We start from the raw sequence: 19684 nt of genomic DNA on the forward strand, positions 1-19684 counted from the left end.
TCAGACCCCGAGCGGCGCGGCGACGCGGCGCAGCAGATATTTGTGATATTCCTCGAACAGCGATCCCAGCCCCGGCTCGCTGGGCACGGCATCGGCGACCAGCCGGACATCGTCGCCCAGCACGCGCGACAGTTCGAAACGGGCGCGGCGCATATGCCAGTCGGTCGTGACGAGCCGCACCGAACGATAATGATGCTGCGTCACCCATAGCGCCGTTTCCTCGGCATTGGAGCGGGTATCGACCGCTTCGTTGCCGAGATCGACGCAGCAATCGACGAGCTTTTCGGGGGCATTGTTGGCAGCCGCCAGTTCCCGCGGGCGGACGCGACGATCGGCGCCCGAGACGAGCAGCCGCTTGGCCTTGCCCCTTTCGAGCAGGCCGAGGCCGCGCTGGACACGGCCGGGGCCTCCGGTGAGGACGACGATCGCGTCGGTCGGGCTCTCATCCGCCGGGCCGGGCAAGGTCATTGCGAACCAGGCGAAGCCGATCATCCAGAGCAGGATGCCGGCGGCAAGGATGCGGGTGATCATAGAATTCTTCTCAGGGCCGAAACCACCGTCCAGCGCGCGGCGAGCATCGCCAGCGCCATGCCGGCCAGGGGCAGCGCGCCGAGCAGCGCCCAGCTCCATGGCGCGAGCGCGACAGAGCCGACCAGTTCGGAGCCCAATGCGGCCAACCGCTTGCCGAGCACGACGAGCACCGCGACCGCCCCGGCAAGGCCGAGCAATCCGCCGGCCAGCGCATCCACCGCGATTCGCCGCTGGAACAGCCGGGCGATCTGCACGTCGGTCGCACCCAGCAGGTGCATCACGTCAATCGTCTGGCGATGCGTGTTGAGCGCGCTGCGCGCGGTTAGGACGACGACGGCGGCGGTGGCGGCCGCCATCAGCAGCACGAGCGCAGCCGCGAGCCATTTGAGCGCGGCGAGGAGCTTGGTCAGCGGTGCGAGTGCCTGGGCATGATCGTCGATCCGCGCGGCCGGCGCGACGCGGGAAAGCTGCGGCGCAAGCCGAGCGGCCTGGTTGCCGGGGCGCAGCTCGACATCGATCAGCACCGGCACCGGCAGATCGCCTTTCAGCGCATCGCCGCCGAGCCAGGGTTCGAGCAAGGTCGCCATTTCCGCATCGCTGACGCGGCGGACGGACGAGACGCCGGGATCGCGCGCCAGCATGGCGGCCGCCGCCTTGGCCTGCGCTTCGCGGAAATCGCCATTGGCCTCGACGATCTGGACGGTGGCGCGGTTGGCGAGATCGCCCCCCATCGTCCGCGCCGCCTGCGCCAGCGCCAAGCCGCCGCCGGCTACGAGCACCATCAGGAACATCATGATCGCGATCACCCACGGCATCGGCCCGGCAATCCGCGTGTCGGGCAAGAGCCGGCTCTCGGCGAAAGCGAAGCGGGGCGTTCTCATGCGCCGGGCCGTGTCGGTGGGTGGAGCAATGCGCCGGTGGGATCGGCGAGCCGGCCGCGATCGAGCCGCATCATCTGGGCATGGCCGATGCGGCCAATCAGATGGATGTCGTGGGTAGCGACGATGATCGTCGTGCCGAGCTTGTTGAGCGCATCGAACAGATGGATCAGCCGGCCCGCCATTTCGGGATCGACATTGCCGGTCGGCTCGTCGGCGATCAGCAGTTCGGGCCGGCCGATGACGGCACGGGCGATGGCGACGCGCTGCTGCTCGCCACCCGACAGCGTGGCGGGGCGCGCCGACGAGCGGTTGGCGAGGCCGACCCAGGCCAGCATCTCGCGCACCGGCCCGTCCAGTTCCTTTTCGCTGACGCCGGCGACGCGCAGCGGCAGCGCGACATTGTCGTAGGCGGAAAGATAGGGGACGAGCCGGAAATCCTGGAAGACGACGCCGATCCGCCGGCGGAAGCCCGGCATCCGGCTGCGCGGCATCGTCACGATATCCTCACCGAACAGCTGGATCAGGCCACGGCTGGGCCGCTGGGCGAGGTAGAGCAGCTTCAACAGCGACGTCTTGCCCGCGCCGGACGGGCCGGTGAGGAAATAGAAGGAACCGGGCGCAAGCGTGAAGCTGACATCGGACAGCGTTTCCGCGCCCGTGCCATAGCGCAGACCGACATTATCGAACTGGACGATCCCGCCCATGCGCGCCCCGTCTGCTCCCCTGTTTTACGTGGACTTACCCCCGTGAAGTTCCATGGCACGGGGGGGCGGCCAAGGTAAAGGCGGCGGTGACATATGGACGTGCCGCCACGGACCATGGCAGCATGGACGAAGGGGATAAGAGGGGGAGGAAGATCCATGTGGAGCATCAACTGGATTGCCGTCGTGGCGGCGGCGCTTTCGGCCTTTCTGGTCGGCGGGCTATGGTATGGGCCGCTGTTCCTGAAGCCTTGGCTGCGCGCTAATGGCCAGACCGAGGAGACGGCGCAGAAGGGCCATGCGCCGACGATCTTTGGCCTGTCCTTCCTGCTCAACCTGGTTTCCGCCTTCGTGCTGGCGCAGATCTATCGCCTGCACGGCGATATCGGCCTCTGCCAATCGATCCTGATCGCCTTGGGCGTCGCGATCGGCTTCATCGTGCCAGCCTATGGCGTGAACTATCTGTTCGCGCAGCGGAAGCTGGCGCTGTTCGCGATCGACGCCGGATATTGGATCGTGACCTATGCGCTGATGGGCGCGGTGCTGGGGGCGTTCGGGGGCTGATCAACCCTTCGGCGCGGGCTTCGTGGTCGGCTTCGCCTCGGCGGTCTTTTCCGTCGGGGCTGGCGCTGCAGCGGCGCCGGGCTTGACGGCCATCAGGCGGCCGAGCGTTGCCTTGAAGCGGGCGAGATCGCCGCCGGCGAGTTGCGAGGTGGTGGTGAAGCTGATCGACTTCGGGTTGATCGCCACGCCGTTCTTGTAGACTTCGTAATGGAGGTGCGGGCCGGTCGACATGCCGGTCGATCCGACATAGCCGATTACCTGGCCCTGGGCGACATGCTGGCCGGGCCGGGCGACGATGCGGCTCATATGCGCATAAGCGGTCTGCATGCCGCCGCCATGGTTGAGCTTCACATAATTGCCGTGGCCGCCATGACGGCCGGCGAAGGCGACGGTGCCTTCGGTCGCCGCCAGGATCGGTGAGCCATAAGCCGCGCCGAAATCGAGGCCCTTGTGAAAGCGGTTGAAGCCGAGGAGCGGGTGGCGGCGCATACCGAAGCCCGATGTCATCCGGCCGACCACGGGCATGCGCATCATGCCCTTCTTCTCGCCGACGCCCGAGGCTTCATACCATTGGGTGCTGCCGCCGGCCGTCCACTGCATCAGCCGCGTCTGGCGCTTGCCCTGATTGAGCCCGGCGTAGAGCAGCTTGCCGACTTCGACCTCGCCGGTTTCGGCGCGGCGATGTTCGACGATGATGTCGAAGCGATCGTCGGAGCGGACGTCGCGGCCGATCGACATGCGGCTGCCGATCGCACGGATATAGCCTTCAACCGCCTTGGCCGGCGCACCCGCGGCGCGGGCCGCGCGATAGAGGCTGGAGCCTACCGCACCCTGGATGCGGAGCGGCGTATCATCGACGGCGATCGGAATGCGCTTGAGCGCGAGGCGGCCGTCAATCCGCTCGACCCCGAGCTTGAGATCGAAGCGGGCGCGGAACAGGAGATTGTCGAGCGGGCGCGCATCCGATTTGCGGGCGCGGCGGCCGAGCGTGACATCCATGCGCGTGCCGGGCTTGAGATCGCCCAAGGAGACAACGCCTGCGACCATCTTGGCGACATCCTGCGCCTCGCTTTTGGCCACGCCAGCGCGTTCGAGGACGCGGGCGAAGCCGTCGCCCTGGCCAATCGTCGCGACGAGATCGATCGAGGGACGCTCGGGCGTGTCGGTAAGCGGCTGGGCGGCGTCGGTGGGCGCCATGCGGCGGCCGGTATCGGCGCCGAGGCCGATCGGCGCGATCGCCAGCGCGCGGGCTTCCTGCCACTGCGCTTCGGCCAGCGGCGCAGGCGCGCCACCTTCAACCGGACCAAAATCGGGGAAGAAAGCGATGGGCAGCGCGCAGAGCGCGAGGCAGGTCGCGACACCCCGGAACCAATCCTTGCTGCCGATGCGGGCGCCGAGATCGACAACGAGATCGAGATCGTGGACGGCAGCGCGCCAGCCGGTGAGTTCGGGCAGGACCGGCGCCGTGACGCCGAACGAGCGGCGCAACCCGCCATCGAGCGCGAGTGCTGCTGCACCGCCCCCATGGCCGAATCCGGCTTCACCGCGCTGATACAAGGCTGATTGTCCCCGCCTGTTGCGTACCCCCGCCGCGCGCCATCAGGCGACGCGACCGGCAACTGGAATCTTGCGAAAAGGGGTTAAAGTCAAATTAAAGCGCGGATTTCTGCGGAGTCGCTGCGACGGGGCGGGGGCGAACCACGATAAAGCGCAGAAGATGACACCGCACCCTCCCCTCCCCCTTGTGTTTGTCACATGGGCGGACAATCTTGGGGTCATGTCGCGCTTCGCCGCTTCGCCCGTAGCCGCCGTGCTGGGTCCGACCAATACGGGTAAGACCCACCTCGCGATCGAGCGAATGTGCGGCCATTCATCAGGAATGATGGGCTTTCCGCTGCGCCTGCTGGCGCGCGAAGTCTATGAACGCATCGTCGCGATCAAGGGGCGCGAGCGCGTGGCGCTGATCACCGGCGAGGAGAAGATCCTGCCGGACCATGCGCGCTGGTTCTGCTGCACCGCCGAATCCATGCCGCTGGACCGCGAGTTCGCTTTCGTCGCAATCGACGAGGCGCAGCTCAGCGCCGATCCCGAGCGCGGCCATGTCTTCACCGATCGGCTGCTGCGCGCCCGCGGCCGCGACGAGACGATGATCCTGGGATCGGAAACGCTGCGGCCGATGCTGCGCCAGTTGGTGCCCGATGCCGAGATCATCAACCGGCCACGCTTTTCGACATTGACCTATTCGGGACCGGCCAAGCTTTCGCGCCTGCCGCCGCGATCCGCGATCGTCGCCTTCTCGGCCGAAGAGGTCTATGCCGTCGCCGAGATGCTGCGCCGCCTGCGCGGTGGCGCGGCGGTGGTGATGGGCGCGCTCAGCCCCCGCACCCGCAACGCCCAGGTGGCGATGTTCCAGGCGGGTGAGGTCGATTATCTGGTCGCCACCGACGCGATCGGCATGGGCTTGAACATGGATGTCGCCCATGTCGCCTTCGCCTCGCTCAAAAAGTTCGACGGCAAAAGATCGCGCCGGCTGACGGTTTCCGAAATGGCGCAGATCGCCGGGCGCGCCGGCCGCCACCAGCGCGACGGCACCTTCGGCACGCTGGCGGTGGAAGGCGGGCGCGGCGGCTTCGACGAAGAAGAAGTCGAGGCGATCGAGCAGCACCATTTCCCGCCGCTCGAATATCTTTACTGGCGGGAGGGCGCGCCCGATTTCGCCAGCGTGGACGCGCTGATCGCATCGCTTGAGAAGCGCCCCACATCGGCGGTGCTGCGGATGGCACCCCAGGCGATCGACCTCGCGGTGCTGAAACGGCTGGCCGACGAAGGCTGGGTGCGCGAGCGGACGCGCGGCGAGCGACTGGTGAAGCGGCTGTGGGGGGCGTGCGGCCTGCCCGATTTCCGCAAGACCGGGGCGGAGCCGCATGGCCGGCTGGTCGCGCGAATCTATCGCCACTTGAGCGAGGGCAATGGCCATATCCCGGCGCAATGGTTCGCCGACGAGATTGCCCGGCTGGATAGCGTGCAGGGCGATGTGGAGACCCTGTCCGACCGGATCGCGGCGGCGCGGACCTGGGCCTATATCGCGCACCGCGCCGACTGGCTGGACGAGCCGCTGAAATGGGCGGAGCGGACGCGCGTGCTGGAAGAGAAACTCTCCGACGCGCTCCACCAGCGGTTGACGCAGCGCTTCGTCGACCGGCGGACCGCGGTGCTGATGCGCGATCTCGGCGCGCGGGGCGTCGATGCGCTGCCCGTCACCGTTGCCGAGGATGGCGCGGTGGCGGTCGACGGCGAGACGATCGGGCGGCTGGAAGGCTTCCGCTTCAAGGCCGATCACCTCGCCCGCCATCATGACATGAAGCGGCTGATGGCAGCCGCCGAACGGCGGCTGGGCGGTGAGCTTTCCAGGCGCGCGAAGGCGCTGGTGGAGGATGGCGACCCGGCGTTCAGCCTCGACACCGATGCCGGGCGGCCGGTGGCCATATTCTGGCGCGGCGACATCGTCGCGCGGCTGGAAAAGGGCCGCGACCTGCTGACCCCCAAGATCACGCTCTACAAGGCGCTCGACGCGCTTTCGCCCGACGAGCGCAAGGCCGTGGCCGACCGGCTGGCGCGCTGGATCGCCTTCGAGGTGAACCGGGTGCTGAAACCGCTGGTCGAGATCGGCACCGCGGCGCGCGACAAGGCGGTGCCGCCGGCGCTGCGCGGGCTTTATGCGCCGCTGGCCGAAGCCGGCGGGGTCGCTGCGCGACAGACGCTGGAGCCCGCGATCGCCGCGATCGACCGGGAGATGCGGCAGGCGGCAGCGAAGACGGGGCTGAAGCTCGGCACGCTCGACGTCTATTTCCCGGCGCTGCTGAAGCCCGAGCCGGTGCGCTGGCGGCTGGCGCTGGCGACCGCGTTCGACAATGGCGTGATGCCCGTTTTGCCCCCACCCGGCGCGGCAGCGCTGGCGACGCCGGCGGACGGCGATGCCTTTGCCGCCTTCGCCCGCGCCGGATATCGACCGCTGGGCGCGCAGATGTTGCGCGTCGACCTTGCGGAACGGCTGGCGCGCATCGCCCATGACCGGCGGATGGGCGAGAGCGGCAATGGCCGCGCCGCCTTCGCCCCCGATCCGTCGCTCGCGACCTCGCTGGGGCTTCGGCCGCCGAGCTTTGCTCAACTGATGCTGGCGCTCGGCTTCCGCCCCGCCGAGGCCGATGGCGATGCCCGCCCCCGCTGGACCTGGAAGGGCGCCAAGCGGCCGCGACGGGAGGAGCGCGCCCGGCCGGGCAATGCCTTCGCCGCGCTGGCCGCGATCCGCGCGCATGAGTGAGACGATCCGCATCGACAAATTTCTGGTTCATTCGCCTCGCCAAGACGCGCAGCGCGGCCCAGGCGATCGTCGCGGACGGGCGTATGCGGCTGGCCGGCCGAATTATCGAACGCGCGCACAGCGGGGTGCGAATCGGCGATGTGCTGACTTTTCCGCTCAACGGGCGGGTTCGCGTCATCCGTGTGGAGGCCATTCCCGAACGGCGGGGACCAGCACCGGAAGCGCAATCCTGTTACACTGATCTGTCGCCGTCGCCGGAATCGGCGGTGGCCGAAGATTGAGAACGTCTCGCAGTTGTCCGCGGAATATTGACGCGCCGGTTTCCGCACCATAGCAGGGCGGCGTTCGAGGAGAGATACCGACCATGACCTACGTCGTTACCGATGCCTGCATCCGCTGCAAGTATATGGACTGCGTCGAAGTTTGCCCGGTCGACTGCTTCTATGAAGGCGAGAATATGCTCGTCATCAATCCGAACGAGTGCATCGACTGCGGCGTCTGCGAGCCCGAGTGCCCGGCCGAAGCGATCCTGCCCGACACCGAAGGCGGCCTGGAGAAGTGGCTGGAGCTGAACTCCACCTTCTCCGCGCAATGGCCCAACATCACCCGCAAGGGCGAGCAGCCGGCCGACGCCGACGAGCATAAGGGCCAAGAGGGCAAGTTCGAGAAGTATTTCTCGGCCGAGCCCGGCCAGGGCGACTAAGACGCTTGATCCTTGGCGGCCGAAGCGCCGCCCGGCGGAAGCGGAAAAGCGCTTTTCATTAAGCATGTCAGGCTCTAAGCGCCGCGTATTCCCGGCATTATTGCCGTTCGGTTACGCGAATGCGACGGACTGCTGACACCGCTGTCCGCAGCGCTGGCCTTTTTCTGGCGAATCTGTTACACTCCGCGCCGTTAAGTGCGTGGTGTAAACGCATACCATTCGGGACGCAGAGATTCGCCGTCGCTTGCTGCTGCCGGAAAGTCACCCGTAACCGGGGGGCTAACCCGTGCTGGGCATGATGGCAATTCCAAAGGAAAGGTCGAAATTGATGGCTGCCAAGGCGCTGAGCTTCGTTGTCGGCGATTATGTGGTGTATCCCAAGCATGGCGTTGGCCGCGTGGTCGAGCTGCAGAGCCAGGAAATTGCTGGCGCCAAGCTGGAGCTTTACGTTCTCCGTTTCGAAAAGGAGCGCATGACGCTCCGCGTGCCGACCAACAAGGCCGAGGCCGTTGGCATGCGCAAGCTTTCCTCCAACGTGACGCTGCAGGAAGCGATGCAGACGCTGAAGGGCAAGCCCAAGGTGAAGCGCACCATGTGGTCGCGCCGCGCTCAGGAATATGAAGCGAAGATCAATTCGGGCGACCTGGTGTCGATCGCCGAAGTGGTCCGCGACCTGTTCCGCGCCGACGACCAGCCCGAGCAGAGCTATTCGGAGCGCCAGATCTTCGAAGCGGCCACCAGCCGCCTCGCCCGCGAACTCGCAGCGATGGAACAGACCGACGAGCCGGCGGCGCAGGACAAGATCCTGGACATCCTCCGCGCAGCGGCGGCGATCCACAACAAGGCCTGATCGGCCTTTTCGGATCGGATAGATCAAAGAGGGCGGTCCTGCGGGGCCGCCCTTTTTTGTTTCAGCACTCCCCCCTCCCTGGAAGGGAGGGGTCGGGGGTGGGTCGCGCAGCCGACGGGCTCGATGCCCGTTGGCGAAGCTCTCCGCGTCGACCGGAAGAAGCTCGCTCCGCTCGCCACCCACCCCTTAATCCCCTCCCTTTCAGGGAGGGGAGATTAACGGTTACCGCATCACGCTGACGACGCTGCGCTGCGCGAATTCGGTGAGGCCTTCCTTGCCGAATTCAACGCCGAGGCCCGACTGCTTGGCGCCGCCGAACGGGATGTGCGGGCCGAAATGGGTGTGGTGGTTGATCCACACCGTGCCGCTTTCGATCTGCGCCGCGACGCCCAGCGCCTCATCCACATCTTCGGACCACACAGAACCGCCCAGACCATATTCGGAGTTGTTGGCGCGGGCGATGACGTCGGCGGGATCGTCATAGGCGATGACCGGCAGGATCGGCGCGAACTGTTCTTCATCGACCAAGCGCGAGCCTTCGGCGATGTCGCGGACCAAGGTGGGTTCGATGAAATAGCCGCCGCCTTCGCGGACATTGCCGCCCGCGATCACCTTGCCGTCGGCATGGGCGGCGGCGAGATAGGTCTTGGCCTTTTCGAACTGCTGCGCGTTCTGGAGCGGGCCGACACGGGTGCCCTGTTCCAGCCCGTCGCCGAGCGCGAGCTGGGCAACTTCGCTCACCAGCGCGTCGCACATCTCTTCATAGATGGAGCGGTGGACGTAGAGCCGCTTCAAGGCGATGCAGACCTGGCCGGCATTGTTGAAGGCGCTGCCCACCGCGCGCTGCGCCGTCTTGGCGATGTCCGCATTGGGCAGGACGATGCCGGCGTCGTTGCCGCCGAGTTCGAGCGTCAGGCGCTTCAGCGACGAGGCCGCCGCCTCCATCACCTTGCGGCCCGTCGGCGTGGAGCCGGTGAAGCTGATCTTGGCGACATCGGGATGCGCGGTGAGGACGGCGCCCAGATCATTCTTGTCGACGAGGACGTTGACGACGCCGGCGGGGAACACGTCCTTGGCGAGCTTGGCGATCATCAGCGCGGTGACGGGCGTGGTCGGCGCCGCCTTCCAGATGAAGCTGTTGCCGAGCAAGACGGCGGGGGCGAGCTTGTAGCAGCCGATCAGCAGCGGGAAATTCCACGGCGTTATGCCGGCGACCACGCCGAGCGGACGGAAGTGCGACTGGATGAAGAAGGCCTCGTCATCCTGCACGGTTTCCGGTTCCAGCGACTGCTGGGCGAAATAGCGCAGGAAGATGGCGGCATAAGCGGTTTCGGCCTGCGCCTGTTCGAGCGGCTTGCCCTGTTCCATCACGAGGTTGCGGGCGAGATCGGCGGCGTTGGCATCTATGGCGTCGGCAAGGCGGACGAGGGCTGCCTGACGGTCCGCGATCGGAGTGGCCGCCCATGCCGGCTGCGCCTGCTTCGCCGCGGCGATCGCGCGCAGCATATCGGCTTCCGACGCGCGCGCGACGCTGGTGAAAGGGGCACCGGTGGCGGGGTTCACGACGTCGAGCGCTTCCGATCCGTCCGAAAGCGCGCCATCGATCAACATCTGGTGTTCGGCCATCTTCCTCATCCTCTGCTTGCCGGCTGGGCCGGTCGTCGGCGCGGAGGCTATGCGATGCGGAAGGCCCGGTCCTAGTCCGTTTGGACGGGACGAAGGCTTTGCCCGTCGCGCTGGCTATCCATGGCGCATCGGCCTATGACGGCAAAGCTGCTCCACTTCCGGATCAGAGCGTTGGCCGCCAGGCTCGAACGCCGACGAGGAGCAAGGACATGGCCAAGGGCCAGCAAAAAAAGACCAAGGAAGCGCGCAAGCCGAAAAAGGAAGGCGCGCCCAAAGGCAACGCATCCAATCCTTCGACGAAGGAACCCGTTCTGGCGGTGTTCCGGAAATAGCGTAACCCCAGGGCGCGCCGCGATGGCCGCCCGGCCTTTATGTCGCAATTCCGCGATCACCGCCGACGGGCGGAGGAGAATCCCATGTCCCGCGCAATGAACCTGACGTCCACCAAGGCTGAAGTCACCGCCGCCTGCCAGTCGCTCAACATAGCGACGACGACGATCGAGGCGCTGATCCCGTCGGGAACCCGCGTCGTCTGCCAGACCAGCGAAGGGGCGCTCGCGCTTCGCAAAAAGATGAAATCCCAGATCATCACCGGTGCCGTGACGCGGGAACCGCGATTCGTGATGGCCAGTTCGCGCCGCTCATAAGGTCAGATCGCCGCGGGCAGGTGCAGGCGGACGAGCAGTCCGCCCAGATCCTCGCTCTCTTCGAGGCTGATCGTCCCGCCATAGATTTCGACGACATCGCGGACGATCGCGAGACCGAGACCGGTGCCCGGCTTGCCCGTGTCCAGTCGGGCGCCGCGGACGAACAGATTGCGGCGTTCGGTTTCGGGAATGCCGGGGCCGTCATCCTCGACGAGGATGTCGACGAAATCGTCGCCGTCACGCTGCACCTCCACGAACACGCGGCCCTGGCCGTATTTGGCGGCATTCTCGATGAGATTGCCGACCATCTCCTCCAGATCCTGATGCTCGACGCGGACCGCGGCGTCCTTGACCCCGGCCAGATCGACGGTGACGTGACGATGGAGGCGCGAGACCGCGCGTTCGACGGCCTTCAAGGCGGGCCAGACTTCCGACCGGCTCTGCGCCGAACCGCGGCGGCCGACCGCGCGGGCGCGGGCAAGGTGGTGATCGACCTGGCGGCGCATCGTCGTCGCCTCGCGGATGATCGCGGCCTGGAGATCGGGGCTGTTGGCCGTCGCCTCGTTCATAATGACGGTGAGCGGCGTCTTGAGCGCATGGGCGAGGTTGCCGGCGTGGCGGCGCGCCTCCTCCGCCTGCTTTTCATTATGGGCGAGCAGCGCGTTCAGTTCCTCGACCATCGGCGCGATCTCGTTCGGCAGCGCGTCGTCGATGCGCGCGATCTGGCCGGTGCGCACCTGGCTGATGCCGCGGCGGATCTTGCGGAGCGGCCAGAGGCCATAAGCGGTCTGCAGCGCCGAGGCGACGATCAGACCGAGCCCCAGCAAGGCGAAGGCGCGGACCAGCGTCTTGCGCAGCGTGGCGATCTGTTCGTCGAGTGCGGTGCGCCCCTGTGCCACCTGGAAATGCCAGCGGACGGTCGATCCCGGCAAGCGGATGTCGCGTTCGAGGATACGCAGCGGCTCATCGGCAAATTCGCGACTGTCATAGATATGGATGTCGTCGTCGCTGTGCTGTGCCTTCACCGTCAGCGCGCGATCCCATAGTGAGCGCGATCGGAAGGTTTCGTAGCCGCGGCCGCTGATCTGGTAATAGAGGCCCGAATAGGGTTCCAGGAAGCGCTGGTCGGCGAGCGGCCGGTTGAAGCGGACCTCCCCATCGGGGCCGATTTCCGACGAGGCGATCATCGCCGTCTGCACATATTCGAGCTGCGCGTCGAAATTGCGGGTGATCGCCGACGTCAGCACGCGATCGAGCGCGATGCCGCCACCCACCAGCAGCAGGAAGATCCACAGCGCGGAGATGCCGATCATCCGGCGCGTCAGCGAACCGGTCGATCGCTCCGTGGCCGGCGTCGGCCTCAGCCGCGCGCGGAGCAGCCGGAGGAAAGCCGGCAGGCGCGCCCGCGCCGCTGCTTCTGGTGTGGAAGCGGGTGGAGGCTGATCGTTCACGAACAAACCATAGCCGTCATTCCCGCGAAGGCGGAAATCCATTAACTCCGCGTTCGCGATGGAGCCGCGACGTCAGAGAATATGGATTCCCGCCTTCGCGGGAATGACGGTGAAGAATAGGTGGCTGCTCCACGCCCATCCGGACGATCAGGCGTCCGGATCCTCAAGGCTGTAGCCGAGCCCGCGGATGGTGGTGATGACATCCTGGCCGAGCTTCTTGCGGATGCGCGTGACGAAAACCTCGATCGTGTTCGAATCGCGATCGAAATCCTGATCGTAGATATGCTCGATCAGTTCGGTGCGGCTGACCACCTTGCCCTTATGATGCATCAGGTAGCTCAAGAGCTTATATTCCTGCGCGGTCATCTTCACCGGTTCGCCGGCGAGCGTGACCTTGCCCGAGCGGGTGTCGAGGCGAACATCGCCCGCGATCAGTTCCGACGAGGCATTGCCCGAGGCGCGGCGGATCAGCGCGCGCAGCCGGGCGATCAGTTCCTCGGTCTGGAAGGGCTTGGCGAGATAATCGTCGGCGCCGGCATCAAGCCCGGCCACCTTGTCCGACCAGCTATCGCGCGCGGTGAGGACGAGGACGGGCATTTCCTTGCCATCCTTGCGCCAGCGATCGAGCACGGTCAGCCCGTCGAGCTTGGGCAGGCCCAGATCGAGGACGATCGCGTCGTAATTCTCCGTCATTCCCAGGAAATGACCGTCCTCGCCATCGGTGGCGAGATCGATCGCATAGCCTGCCCCTTCGAGCGTGGCGCGGAGCTGACGGCCGAGATTCGGCTCGTCCTCGACAATCAGTACGCGCATATTTCAGTCATTCTCCCGAACGGCGGAGGATCTGCCCGGTGCGTCCGTCCACATCGATCCATATCACGGAACCATTCCGCATGAACTTCATGCGATACATATTGGCTCCCGGATCATATTCGGGCCGGCCGAGATAGTCGCCCCTGATCTGCGGGAGCACGCGGCTTTCGAGCATCGGCAAAGGCAGGCTGCGCTTTTCACGCACGGCCTCGAAGGCGGCGTCCTGATCGCGGCGGCCAGCCTCGGCCGGCGCGGCCAGCGAGGTGATGGCAAGGGCACCTGCGACGCAGGGCAGAACTAAGGTCTTCATCGGCATGGGCTTGTGGCATAGGCTTGGCGCGTTGAATAGGTGATGAATATCCGTGGGGGCGGGCGTTCATCTAACAGGGATCGCAAAGGCGATGGGAAAAGGCCTGAAGGCGCTGGCGCTGGCGGCGCTGATCGGAATGGCTTCGGCCGCCATGACGCAGCACGCGATGGAACCGGTGCCGACCCGCGGGCCGAACGAAGGCATGGGCCCGTTCCGCAAGCTGGTGATCCGTGGCGCGACCATGATCGAGGGATCGGGTGCCCCACCGCGCGGGCCGGTCGACATCGTCATTGAGGGCAATCGCATCACCGACATCCTTTCGGCCGGCACGCCGGGGCTGAAGATGCAGCCCAACCGGAGCCCGCGCGATTTCGACCAGGAGATCGACGCGACCGGCATGTATGTGCTGCCCGGCTTCGTCGACATGCACGGCCATAATGGCGATCCCGAAAAGGCGCCCAATCCCAGCTATGGCTATAAGCTGTGGCTGGCCCATGGCGTGACGACGGTGCGCGGGGTGTCGCTCTATTGGGGCACGCCCAACCGCTCGCTCGACGACAAGCGGCTGAGCGCGGAGAACCGCATCGTCGCGCCGCATCTCTTCGCCTATCTGACTCTGGGCGATGGGTGGACACAGGGCCGCGTCGACACGCCCGAAAAAGCGCGGACCTGGGTGCGCTGGGCGGCGGGTGCCAGCGTCGACGGCATCAAATTCTTCAACCGCGGCGACGAGACCCCGGCGATCATCCGCGCCGCGATCGACGAGGCGAAGAAGCATGGGATGGGCACCGTCGCCCATCTATCGCAGCCCGGCGTCGGCCAGTTCAACGCGCGCGACGCAGGCGCGGCGGGGCTCGGCACCGTCACGCACTTTTACGGCCATTTCGAAGCGCTGCTGAAGCAGAACCGGCTCCAGCCCCTGCCCGCCGACTATAATTTCGATGACGAGCAGGCGCGCTTCGGCGAGGCGGCGGAGATCTGGAACGATATCGTCGAACCGGGCAGCCCGGAATGGATCGACTATCTGAAGGCACAGAAGGAGGCCGGCGTCACCTTCGACCCCACCTTCAACATCTATTCCGCCTCACGCGATCTGATGCGCGCGCGCAATGCCGACTGGCAGGCCGAATATGCGCTGCCGCAGCTCTCGGACTATTTCCAGTCCTCGCGCGTGAACCATGGCAGCTATTTCTTCGACTGGACCACCGCGCGCGAGGTGGCGTGGAAGCGCTTCTATGTGCCGTGGATGCGGTTGATGAACGACTACAAAAATATGGGCGGACGGGTGACGACCGGATCGGACCCCGGCTTCATCTACCAGATCTGGGGCTTCGCTTATATCCAGGAGCTGGAGATGCTGCAGGAGGCAGGCTTCACCCCGCTGGAGGTGGTGCAGGCCGCGACGATCAACGGCGCCCGGACGATCATGGAGCCCAAGGGGAAGGAGCCCGAATTCGGCCTCGTCCGCCGCGGCATGATCGCCGACCTCGTCATCGTGCCGGAAAATCCGCTGGCCAATTTCAAGACCCTCTACGGCACCGGCCATCTGCGGCTGAACCCGGCCACCGACAAGCAGGAGCGCGTCGGCGGCGTGAAGTGGACTGTGAAGGACGGCATCGTCTACGACGCGGCGAAGTTGCTGGCCGACGTCCGCGCGATGGTGGCAGCGGAGAAGGCGAAGCGGACCGCAGCCGCCTCCGCGCCGTCACCCTGAACTTGTTTCAGGGTCCACCTTTCCAAGCGCGATGGCGACGCCTGTTCCACGGTGGATGCTGAAACAAGTTCAGCATGACGGGGAGTTTGGGTGAAGCGTCAGCGCCTCAGTCGAAGAGTTCCTCCAGAAAAGACTTCTTGCGCTTCTTGTAGCCATAGCCCGGTGTGTGCGAGGCGCCGAGGCCGTGGCCGATATCCCACGGGCTCGGCTGCTGCTGGGGCGGCGGCGACACGGCGCGGGCGGGGGCGGCGTCCTGGCCGCTGCGCTCGATGATCTTGTCGAGCTCGCCCCGATCGAGCCAGACGCCGCGGCATTGCGGGCAATAGTCGATCTCGACGCCCTGGCGCTCGCTCATCACCAGCGGGACGCGACAGACCGGACACGGCATTCCGGCAGCGGGATTGGTCATCTCTACGGGTCTCCTGACATTAACCCGACACTGGCGCCAAGATATCACCGACCAGCATCGAGCGCACTCGATGCGGTCCGACATCGCGGCTGCCTGTCTGCAACCGCCAGAGGGGCCCGGCCCGCATGGGCGAGATGCGCGCGGCCCCGCGGCATTTCAACGATCGCTTCGTAACTTATTGTGTGAAGAGATCGACGACCTCGGCATCGGGCGCGACTGCGGCCAGCAACAGGCTGCGATGGCATTGCTGCGGATCGCGTTCGAAGCAGAGCAAGGCGCTCGGCTTTTCCGCGGCCATTTCGAGCATCTGCGCGGCCTGTACCATCGCTTCGGGCAGTTCAAGCTGGCCGGCATAGACACGCTCCAGGCCGGCATGGTCCCCCTTGCGCGCGGCTTCGCGGCCTTCGGGCGGGGTGCCGAGCGCCTTCAGATGGACATAGGAAATGCCGGCTTCCTTGAGGCGCGCGGCGAGCACATTCTTGGAGAAACCGGGTTTGCGCGAGAGCGGGACCGCGCGAACGTCGATCAGTTGTTCGACGCCGGCAGCCTTGAGCGTGGCAATGAAATCGGGCTGCGTCGTGCCTTCATAGCCGATGGTGAAGATGCGCATCAGGCCAGTGCCTCCCCCGCAATGAGAGCTGGCGAGCGGCGCAGCCACCATTCGGCGACGAGCAGATTGGGCACCCAGCAGGCCCAAGCGACGATGCGATAGGCCGGATCGAATTCGCCGAACGTCATCACCAGCAAGGGCAGTTCGATCCTGAGCGTGACCGCGGCGAGGATCAGGGCATAGCTGCGGACCATCCAGCGGCGGTGCGCCTCGATCTGCCGGGCGCGGATGCGGAGCCAGCCGATCGCCGTAGTCAGGATCGTCGCGACCGCGAGCAGGCCGAAACCGGTCTGCGCGATCGGTCCGGCGCCCGCGAACGGTGCGAGGAAAAGACCGGCCGTGCCGGCGGCCAGCGCCGCCGTCGCATAGATGCGGCCCAACCAGCGATGGAGCTTGTAGCTCCGCGCGCGGATCGCGGGGTTGAGCTGGATGAAGCCAGTCGCCAGCGCGACCGCGCCGAAGCCGGCATGGATATAGATGCCGGGCATGGTCTTCAGGAAACTGTCGCGCAGATTGGGCGCGAAGGCATCGGGCCCGACGATCACATAGCGGGCCGCATAAGCGGACACAGCCAATGCGAGCAGGCCGGCGAGCGCGAACAGCGCCCAGCCGCGGCGGCTCAGGCGGGCTTGTGGCATACCGCTTCGATATTCTGACCGTCCGGATCGAGGATGAAGGCCGCATAATAATCGGGGTGGTAATGCGGGCGCAGGCCCGGCGCGCCATGATCCTTGCCCCCGGCTGCCAGCGCCGCGGCGTGGAAGGCATCGACCGTGGCGCGATCATCGACCGCGAAGGCGATGTGGGTGCCCTGCCCCACTTGCTCATTATCGCCGACCCAGAAGAAGGGCTTGCCGTTCTTGCCGAAGCCGAGCGCGGTGCCGCCGGATTCGGTCATCTCCGGCGTCACTTCCATCAGGATGGTGATGCCGAGCGGTTTCAGCGCTGCTTCATAGAAAGCGCGGGAACGCTTGATGTCGGACACCGAGAAACCGACATGATCGAGCATAAGCCTTCTCCCACTCGCATCCTTGGGCGGATGCTTCTATCGCACTTCGCCATGACTCACGACATCCATATCATCGGCGGCGGCCTCGCCGGTTCCGAAGCCGCGTGGCAAATCGCCGAAGCGGGTTTCCGCGTTCGCCTGTCCGAAATGCGCGGCGTAGAGGGCACGCCAGCACACAAGACCGACGACCTTGCCGAACTGGTCTGTTCCAACAGCTTCCGGTCCGACGATGCCGACAGCAATGCCGTCGGCCTGCTTCATGCCGAGCTGCGCCAGATGGGATCGCTGATCATGGCCTGCGCGGATAAGCATCGCGTACCGGCGGGATCGGCGCTGGCGGTGGATCGCGACGGCTTTTCGGGCGCGGTCACGCAGGCCGTTGCGAGCCATGAGCGGATCGAACTGGTGCGCGAGCGGGTGGACGCGCTGCCGCGAGGTCCGGCGATCATCGCCACCGGCCCGCTGACCGCGGCGTCGCTGGCACAATCGATCCTGGCGGAAACAGGTGAGAAGGAACTCGCTTTCTTCGACGCACTCGCGCCGATCGTCCATCGCGACACGATCGACATGGACGTAGCCTGGTTCCAGTCGCGCTGGAACAAGGGCGACGGCAAGGATTACATCAACTGCCCGATGAACAAGGACGAGTATCTCGCCTTCATCGACGCGCTGCTGGCGGGCGAGAAGACCGCGTTCAAGGAGTGGGAGGCCGACACGCCTTATTTCGACGGCTGCATGCCGATCGAGGTGATGGCGGAGCGTGGACGGGATACGCTGCGCTTCGGCCCGATGAAACCGGTCGGGCTCGATGATCCGCGCACCGGGCGCTGGCCCTATGCGGTGGTGCAGCTTCGGCAGGACAATGCGCTCGGCACCTTGTGGAACATCGTCGGTTTCCAAACCAAGCTGAAACATGCCGAACAGGTCCGCATCTTCCGCGCCATTCCGGGGTTGGAAAAGGCGGAGTTCGCGCGCCTCGGGGGCCTGCACCGCAACACCTTCATCAATTCGCCGCGCCTGCTGGACGGCGAATTGCGGTTGAAGAGTGCGCCTAACGTGCGCTTCGCCGGGCAGATCACCGGCTGCGAGGGCTATATCGAGTCCGCGGCGGTGGGCCTGCTGGCGTCGCGCTTCGCCGCGGCGGAACTGGCGGGCAAGACGATGCCGCCGCCACCGGTGGAAACCGCACTGGGCGCGCTGCTCGGCCATATCACCGGCGGCGCGGAGGCCGAAACCTTCCAGCCGATGAACGTCAATTTCGGGCTGATGCCGCCGCTGACCGGGATCGGCCGGACCAAGAAGGCCGACCGCAAGCTGCTCTACACGGCGCGGGCGCGTGAGAAGCTGGCGGGCTGGCTGGAGGCCGCGGCCTAGCCTTCGTCCGCCTCGTCGCGCGATGGCGCGGTCGGCGGGCAATCGGGCTTGGCCGGCGTCTTGCGGACGACGCGAGTGGTGGTGAATTCGGTCGCATCGAGCACGCCCGAGCCATCGGCGTCGGCCTTCGCGAACTTCTCGCTGGTCTTGACGGCATATTCGTCGAACGAGAGGCGGCCGTCGCCGTTCGTGTCGAGCTTCGCGAAGGCCTTTTGCCGCGCGACGAGATATTCGGCGCGGGCGACACCGCCATCCTTGTCCTTGTCGTAGCGGGCGAAGCGACGCTCCTCGCGCGTCTTCTCGCTGGCTTGCGGCGGCGCCTCGGCGGTCTGCGCGGTGGCGGGAGCGCCGAGAAGAGGTGCAGCCGGGATCGGATTCTCCGCGCGGCCCCCGCTCCACCAGAAAAGCCCCGCGCCGGCCAGCAACAAGGCCGAAACCACACCTGCGACGAAACGCCCCATCATCGCTCCCCCCATATTCCCCAGGGACGAAGCTAACCCATAAGCGGCTCAGCGGCCAAATATTCCCGCAGCAAGCGCGCGGAACACGCGGCGCGGCGAACCCTGGCGCCGATTTTCCAGCCCGCCGGGACGGGCGTCGCGGCGGGCGAGCGCTGCCAGTACGGCCAGCGGGCGCGGCAGTCGTACCGGGCGGAGAAGCTCTGCCGCGCGGGCGCGCAACGCCACGGCCTCCTCCCCGCCATCGCCCTCGGCAAGGCGATCGATCAGCGCCCACGCTTCCCCGGCATCGCCGACAGCACGATCGTCCGCCGCGCCGAGCAGCCGCGCGGACAGGCCGAACAAAGCCCGCCCCCGCGCCCGCGCCTGGCGGGCGAGATCGGGCGGCAGGTCAGCGAGCGCGGCCCAACCTTCCTCAAGCGAAGACACATCGGCGCCGCTCAAGCCCAGCGGCAGGATGTGGGTGACGACATCGTGCAGCAGCGGCTCGTCGGGGGCGGGGCGATCGTCGAGCGCCTCCAGAGCCTCGCGCCACCAGGCCAGCCGGATCGCGCGGATCATCGGCTCCTGCGCGACCTCCAGCACCCGGCCCAGCCGCTCGTCGACCCGCCACAATACCGCCAGCGCCTCACGCCGATCAGCCGGGGCATAGACGAGCGCCAGCGCGCGTTCGGGATCTTCGGGTTGAAGCATCACATTCCTTTAGCGCAGA

The 19684-nt window shown here is 66.4% G+C and carries 22 protein-coding genes and 1 pseudogene; 9 read left to right on the plus strand and 14 right to left on the minus strand.

The window, feature by feature from the left end; translation table 11 throughout:
- Genes ACFB49_RS16050 through ftsE form a run of 3 tightly spaced genes read right to left on the minus strand, consistent with a single transcriptional unit; the run spans window position 1 to window position 2116 of the window.
- Entirely contained in the window at window positions 1–531 is a 531-nt protein-coding gene (locus ACFB49_RS16050; protein ID WP_380872262.1) for a YdcF family protein, read from the minus strand.
- Window positions 528–1412: a cell division protein FtsX gene (locus tag ACFB49_RS16055; RefSeq protein ID WP_380872263.1), complete on the minus strand. Its 885-nt coding sequence runs from the start codon at window positions 1410–1412 to the stop codon at window positions 528–530. The genes ACFB49_RS16050 and ACFB49_RS16055 overlap by 4 nt, the downstream gene beginning before the upstream one ends.
- Window positions 1409–2116, minus strand: coding sequence for a cell division ATP-binding protein FtsE (gene ftsE / locus ACFB49_RS16060; RefSeq protein WP_380872264.1), 708 nt, complete (start codon window positions 2114–2116; stop codon window positions 1409–1411). The genes ACFB49_RS16055 and ftsE overlap by 4 nt, the downstream gene beginning before the upstream one ends.
- 156 nt (window positions 2117–2272) lie before the next feature.
- On the opposite strand from ftsE, the gene ACFB49_RS16065 reads away from it, so the two are divergent.
- Window positions 2273–2677 carry a DUF1761 domain-containing protein gene (locus ACFB49_RS16065; protein WP_380872266.1) on the plus strand — a complete coding sequence of 135 codons (405 nt, stop codon included), beginning with the start codon at window positions 2273–2275 and terminating at the stop codon, window positions 2675–2677.
- Here ACFB49_RS16065 and ACFB49_RS16070 read toward each other — a convergent pair whose 3' ends face one another.
- A complete protein-coding gene (locus ACFB49_RS16070) occupies window positions 2678–4234 on the minus strand; it encodes a M23 family metallopeptidase (protein WP_380872267.1) in 1557 nt (518 codons plus the stop codon). It abuts the gene before it with no gap.
- A 220-nt stretch (window positions 4235–4454) separates the two neighbouring features.
- Between ACFB49_RS16070 and ACFB49_RS16075 the strand changes: the two genes are divergently transcribed.
- The 4 genes and pseudogenes from ACFB49_RS16075 to ACFB49_RS16090 all read left to right on the plus strand — a co-directional run bounded on the left by ACFB49_RS16075 (window position 4455) and on the right by ACFB49_RS16090 (window position 8551).
- The gene (locus tag ACFB49_RS16075; RefSeq protein WP_380872269.1) at window positions 4455–6998 is read left to right on the plus strand and encodes a helicase-related protein; all 2544 of its coding nucleotides are present in this window, start codon (window positions 4455–4457) and stop codon (window positions 6996–6998) included.
- Window positions 6991–7279, plus strand: a pseudogene (locus ACFB49_RS16080) (RNA-binding S4 domain-containing protein). Before ACFB49_RS16075 ends, ACFB49_RS16080 begins: the two are co-directional and overlap by 8 nt.
- Before the next feature lie 83 nt (window positions 7280–7362).
- On the plus strand, window positions 7363–7701 hold the full coding sequence (gene fdxA / locus ACFB49_RS16085; protein ID WP_380872270.1) for a ferredoxin FdxA: 339 nt from the start codon (window positions 7363–7365) through the stop codon (window positions 7699–7701).
- 328 nt (window positions 7702–8029) lie between these two features.
- A complete protein-coding gene (locus tag ACFB49_RS16090; protein ID WP_380872271.1) occupies window positions 8030–8551 on the plus strand; it encodes a CarD family transcriptional regulator in 522 nt (173 codons plus the stop codon).
- Window positions 8552–8773: 222 nt separating this feature from the next.
- Here the strand turns inward: ACFB49_RS16090 and ACFB49_RS16095 are convergent, their stop codons facing one another.
- Window positions 8774–10177 (minus strand): aldehyde dehydrogenase family protein, encoded by a 1404-nt coding sequence (locus ACFB49_RS16095; RefSeq protein ID WP_380872272.1) that lies wholly within the window; start codon window positions 10175–10177, stop codon window positions 8774–8776.
- 209 nt (window positions 10178–10386) lie between these two features.
- Between ACFB49_RS16095 and ACFB49_RS16100 the strand changes: the two genes are divergently transcribed.
- Both ACFB49_RS16100 and ACFB49_RS16105 read left to right on the plus strand, forming a co-directional pair.
- Window positions 10387–10509 (plus strand): hypothetical protein, encoded by a 123-nt coding sequence (locus ACFB49_RS16100; protein WP_380872273.1) that lies wholly within the window; start codon window positions 10387–10389, stop codon window positions 10507–10509.
- An 84-nt stretch (window positions 10510–10593) separates the two neighbouring features.
- Complete coding sequence (locus ACFB49_RS16105) at window positions 10594–10824, plus strand: hypothetical protein (RefSeq protein ID WP_380872274.1); 231 nt, start codon at window positions 10594–10596, stop codon at window positions 10822–10824.
- A 2-nt stretch (window positions 10825–10826) separates the two neighbouring features.
- Here the strand turns inward: ACFB49_RS16105 and ACFB49_RS16110 are convergent, their stop codons facing one another.
- From ACFB49_RS16110 to ACFB49_RS16120, 3 genes are all read right to left on the minus strand, one after another.
- Window positions 10827–12137 carry an ATP-binding protein gene (locus tag ACFB49_RS16110; RefSeq protein WP_380880000.1) on the minus strand — a complete coding sequence of 437 codons (1311 nt, stop codon included), beginning with the start codon at window positions 12135–12137 and terminating at the stop codon, window positions 10827–10829.
- 285 nt (window positions 12138–12422) lie between these two features.
- Window positions 12423–13088 (minus strand): response regulator transcription factor, encoded by a 666-nt coding sequence (locus tag ACFB49_RS16115; RefSeq protein WP_380872275.1) that lies wholly within the window; start codon window positions 13086–13088, stop codon window positions 12423–12425.
- 7 nt (window positions 13089–13095) lie between these two features.
- Entirely contained in the window at window positions 13096–13398 is a 303-nt protein-coding gene (locus tag ACFB49_RS16120) for a hypothetical protein (RefSeq protein ID WP_380872276.1), read from the minus strand.
- 91 nt (window positions 13399–13489) lie between these two features.
- On the opposite strand from ACFB49_RS16120, the gene ACFB49_RS16125 reads away from it, so the two are divergent.
- Window positions 13490–15112, plus strand: coding sequence for an amidohydrolase family protein (locus ACFB49_RS16125; RefSeq protein ID WP_380872277.1), 1623 nt, complete (start codon window positions 13490–13492; stop codon window positions 15110–15112).
- 106 nt (window positions 15113–15218) lie between these two features.
- Here ACFB49_RS16125 and ACFB49_RS16130 read toward each other — a convergent pair whose 3' ends face one another.
- From ACFB49_RS16130 to ACFB49_RS16145, 4 genes are all read right to left on the minus strand, one after another.
- A complete protein-coding gene (locus tag ACFB49_RS16130; protein ID WP_380872278.1) occupies window positions 15219–15521 on the minus strand; it encodes a zf-TFIIB domain-containing protein in 303 nt (100 codons plus the stop codon).
- Between the two features lie 175 nt (window positions 15522–15696).
- Complete coding sequence (locus tag ACFB49_RS16135) at window positions 15697–16131, minus strand: DUF488 family protein (protein ID WP_380872279.1); 435 nt, start codon at window positions 16129–16131, stop codon at window positions 15697–15699.
- Window positions 16131–16769 (minus strand): DUF2306 domain-containing protein, encoded by a 639-nt coding sequence (locus tag ACFB49_RS16140; RefSeq protein ID WP_380872280.1) that lies wholly within the window; start codon window positions 16767–16769, stop codon window positions 16131–16133. Before ACFB49_RS16140 ends, ACFB49_RS16135 begins: the two co-directional genes overlap by 1 nt.
- A complete protein-coding gene (locus ACFB49_RS16145; protein WP_380872281.1) occupies window positions 16751–17140 on the minus strand; it encodes a VOC family protein in 390 nt (129 codons plus the stop codon). Before ACFB49_RS16145 ends, ACFB49_RS16140 begins: the two co-directional genes overlap by 19 nt.
- Before the next feature lie 51 nt (window positions 17141–17191).
- Here ACFB49_RS16145 and trmFO point away from each other — a divergent pair, with 51 nt between their 5' ends.
- On the plus strand, window positions 17192–18514 hold the full coding sequence (gene trmFO / locus ACFB49_RS16150) for a methylenetetrahydrofolate--tRNA-(uracil(54)-C(5))-methyltransferase (FADH(2)-oxidizing) TrmFO (protein ID WP_380872282.1): 1323 nt from the start codon (window positions 17192–17194) through the stop codon (window positions 18512–18514).
- On the opposite strand, the gene ACFB49_RS16155 is transcribed toward trmFO, so the two are convergent.
- Window positions 18511–18975: an EF-hand domain-containing protein gene (locus tag ACFB49_RS16155; protein WP_380872283.1), complete on the minus strand. Its 465-nt coding sequence runs from the start codon at window positions 18973–18975 to the stop codon at window positions 18511–18513. The two genes, trmFO and ACFB49_RS16155, sit on opposite strands and share 4 nt — an antisense overlap.
- A 48-nt stretch (window positions 18976–19023) precedes the next feature.
- Entirely contained in the window at window positions 19024–19665 is a 642-nt protein-coding gene (locus ACFB49_RS16160) for a hypothetical protein (RefSeq protein ID WP_380872284.1), read from the minus strand.
- Window positions 19666–19684: the final 19 nt, after the last annotated feature.

Origin of the sequence: Sphingomonas sp. DBB INV C78 (assembly GCF_042693015.1) — a bacterium.
GTDB lineage: Bacteria > Pseudomonadota > Alphaproteobacteria > Sphingomonadales > Sphingomonadaceae > Sphingomonas_E.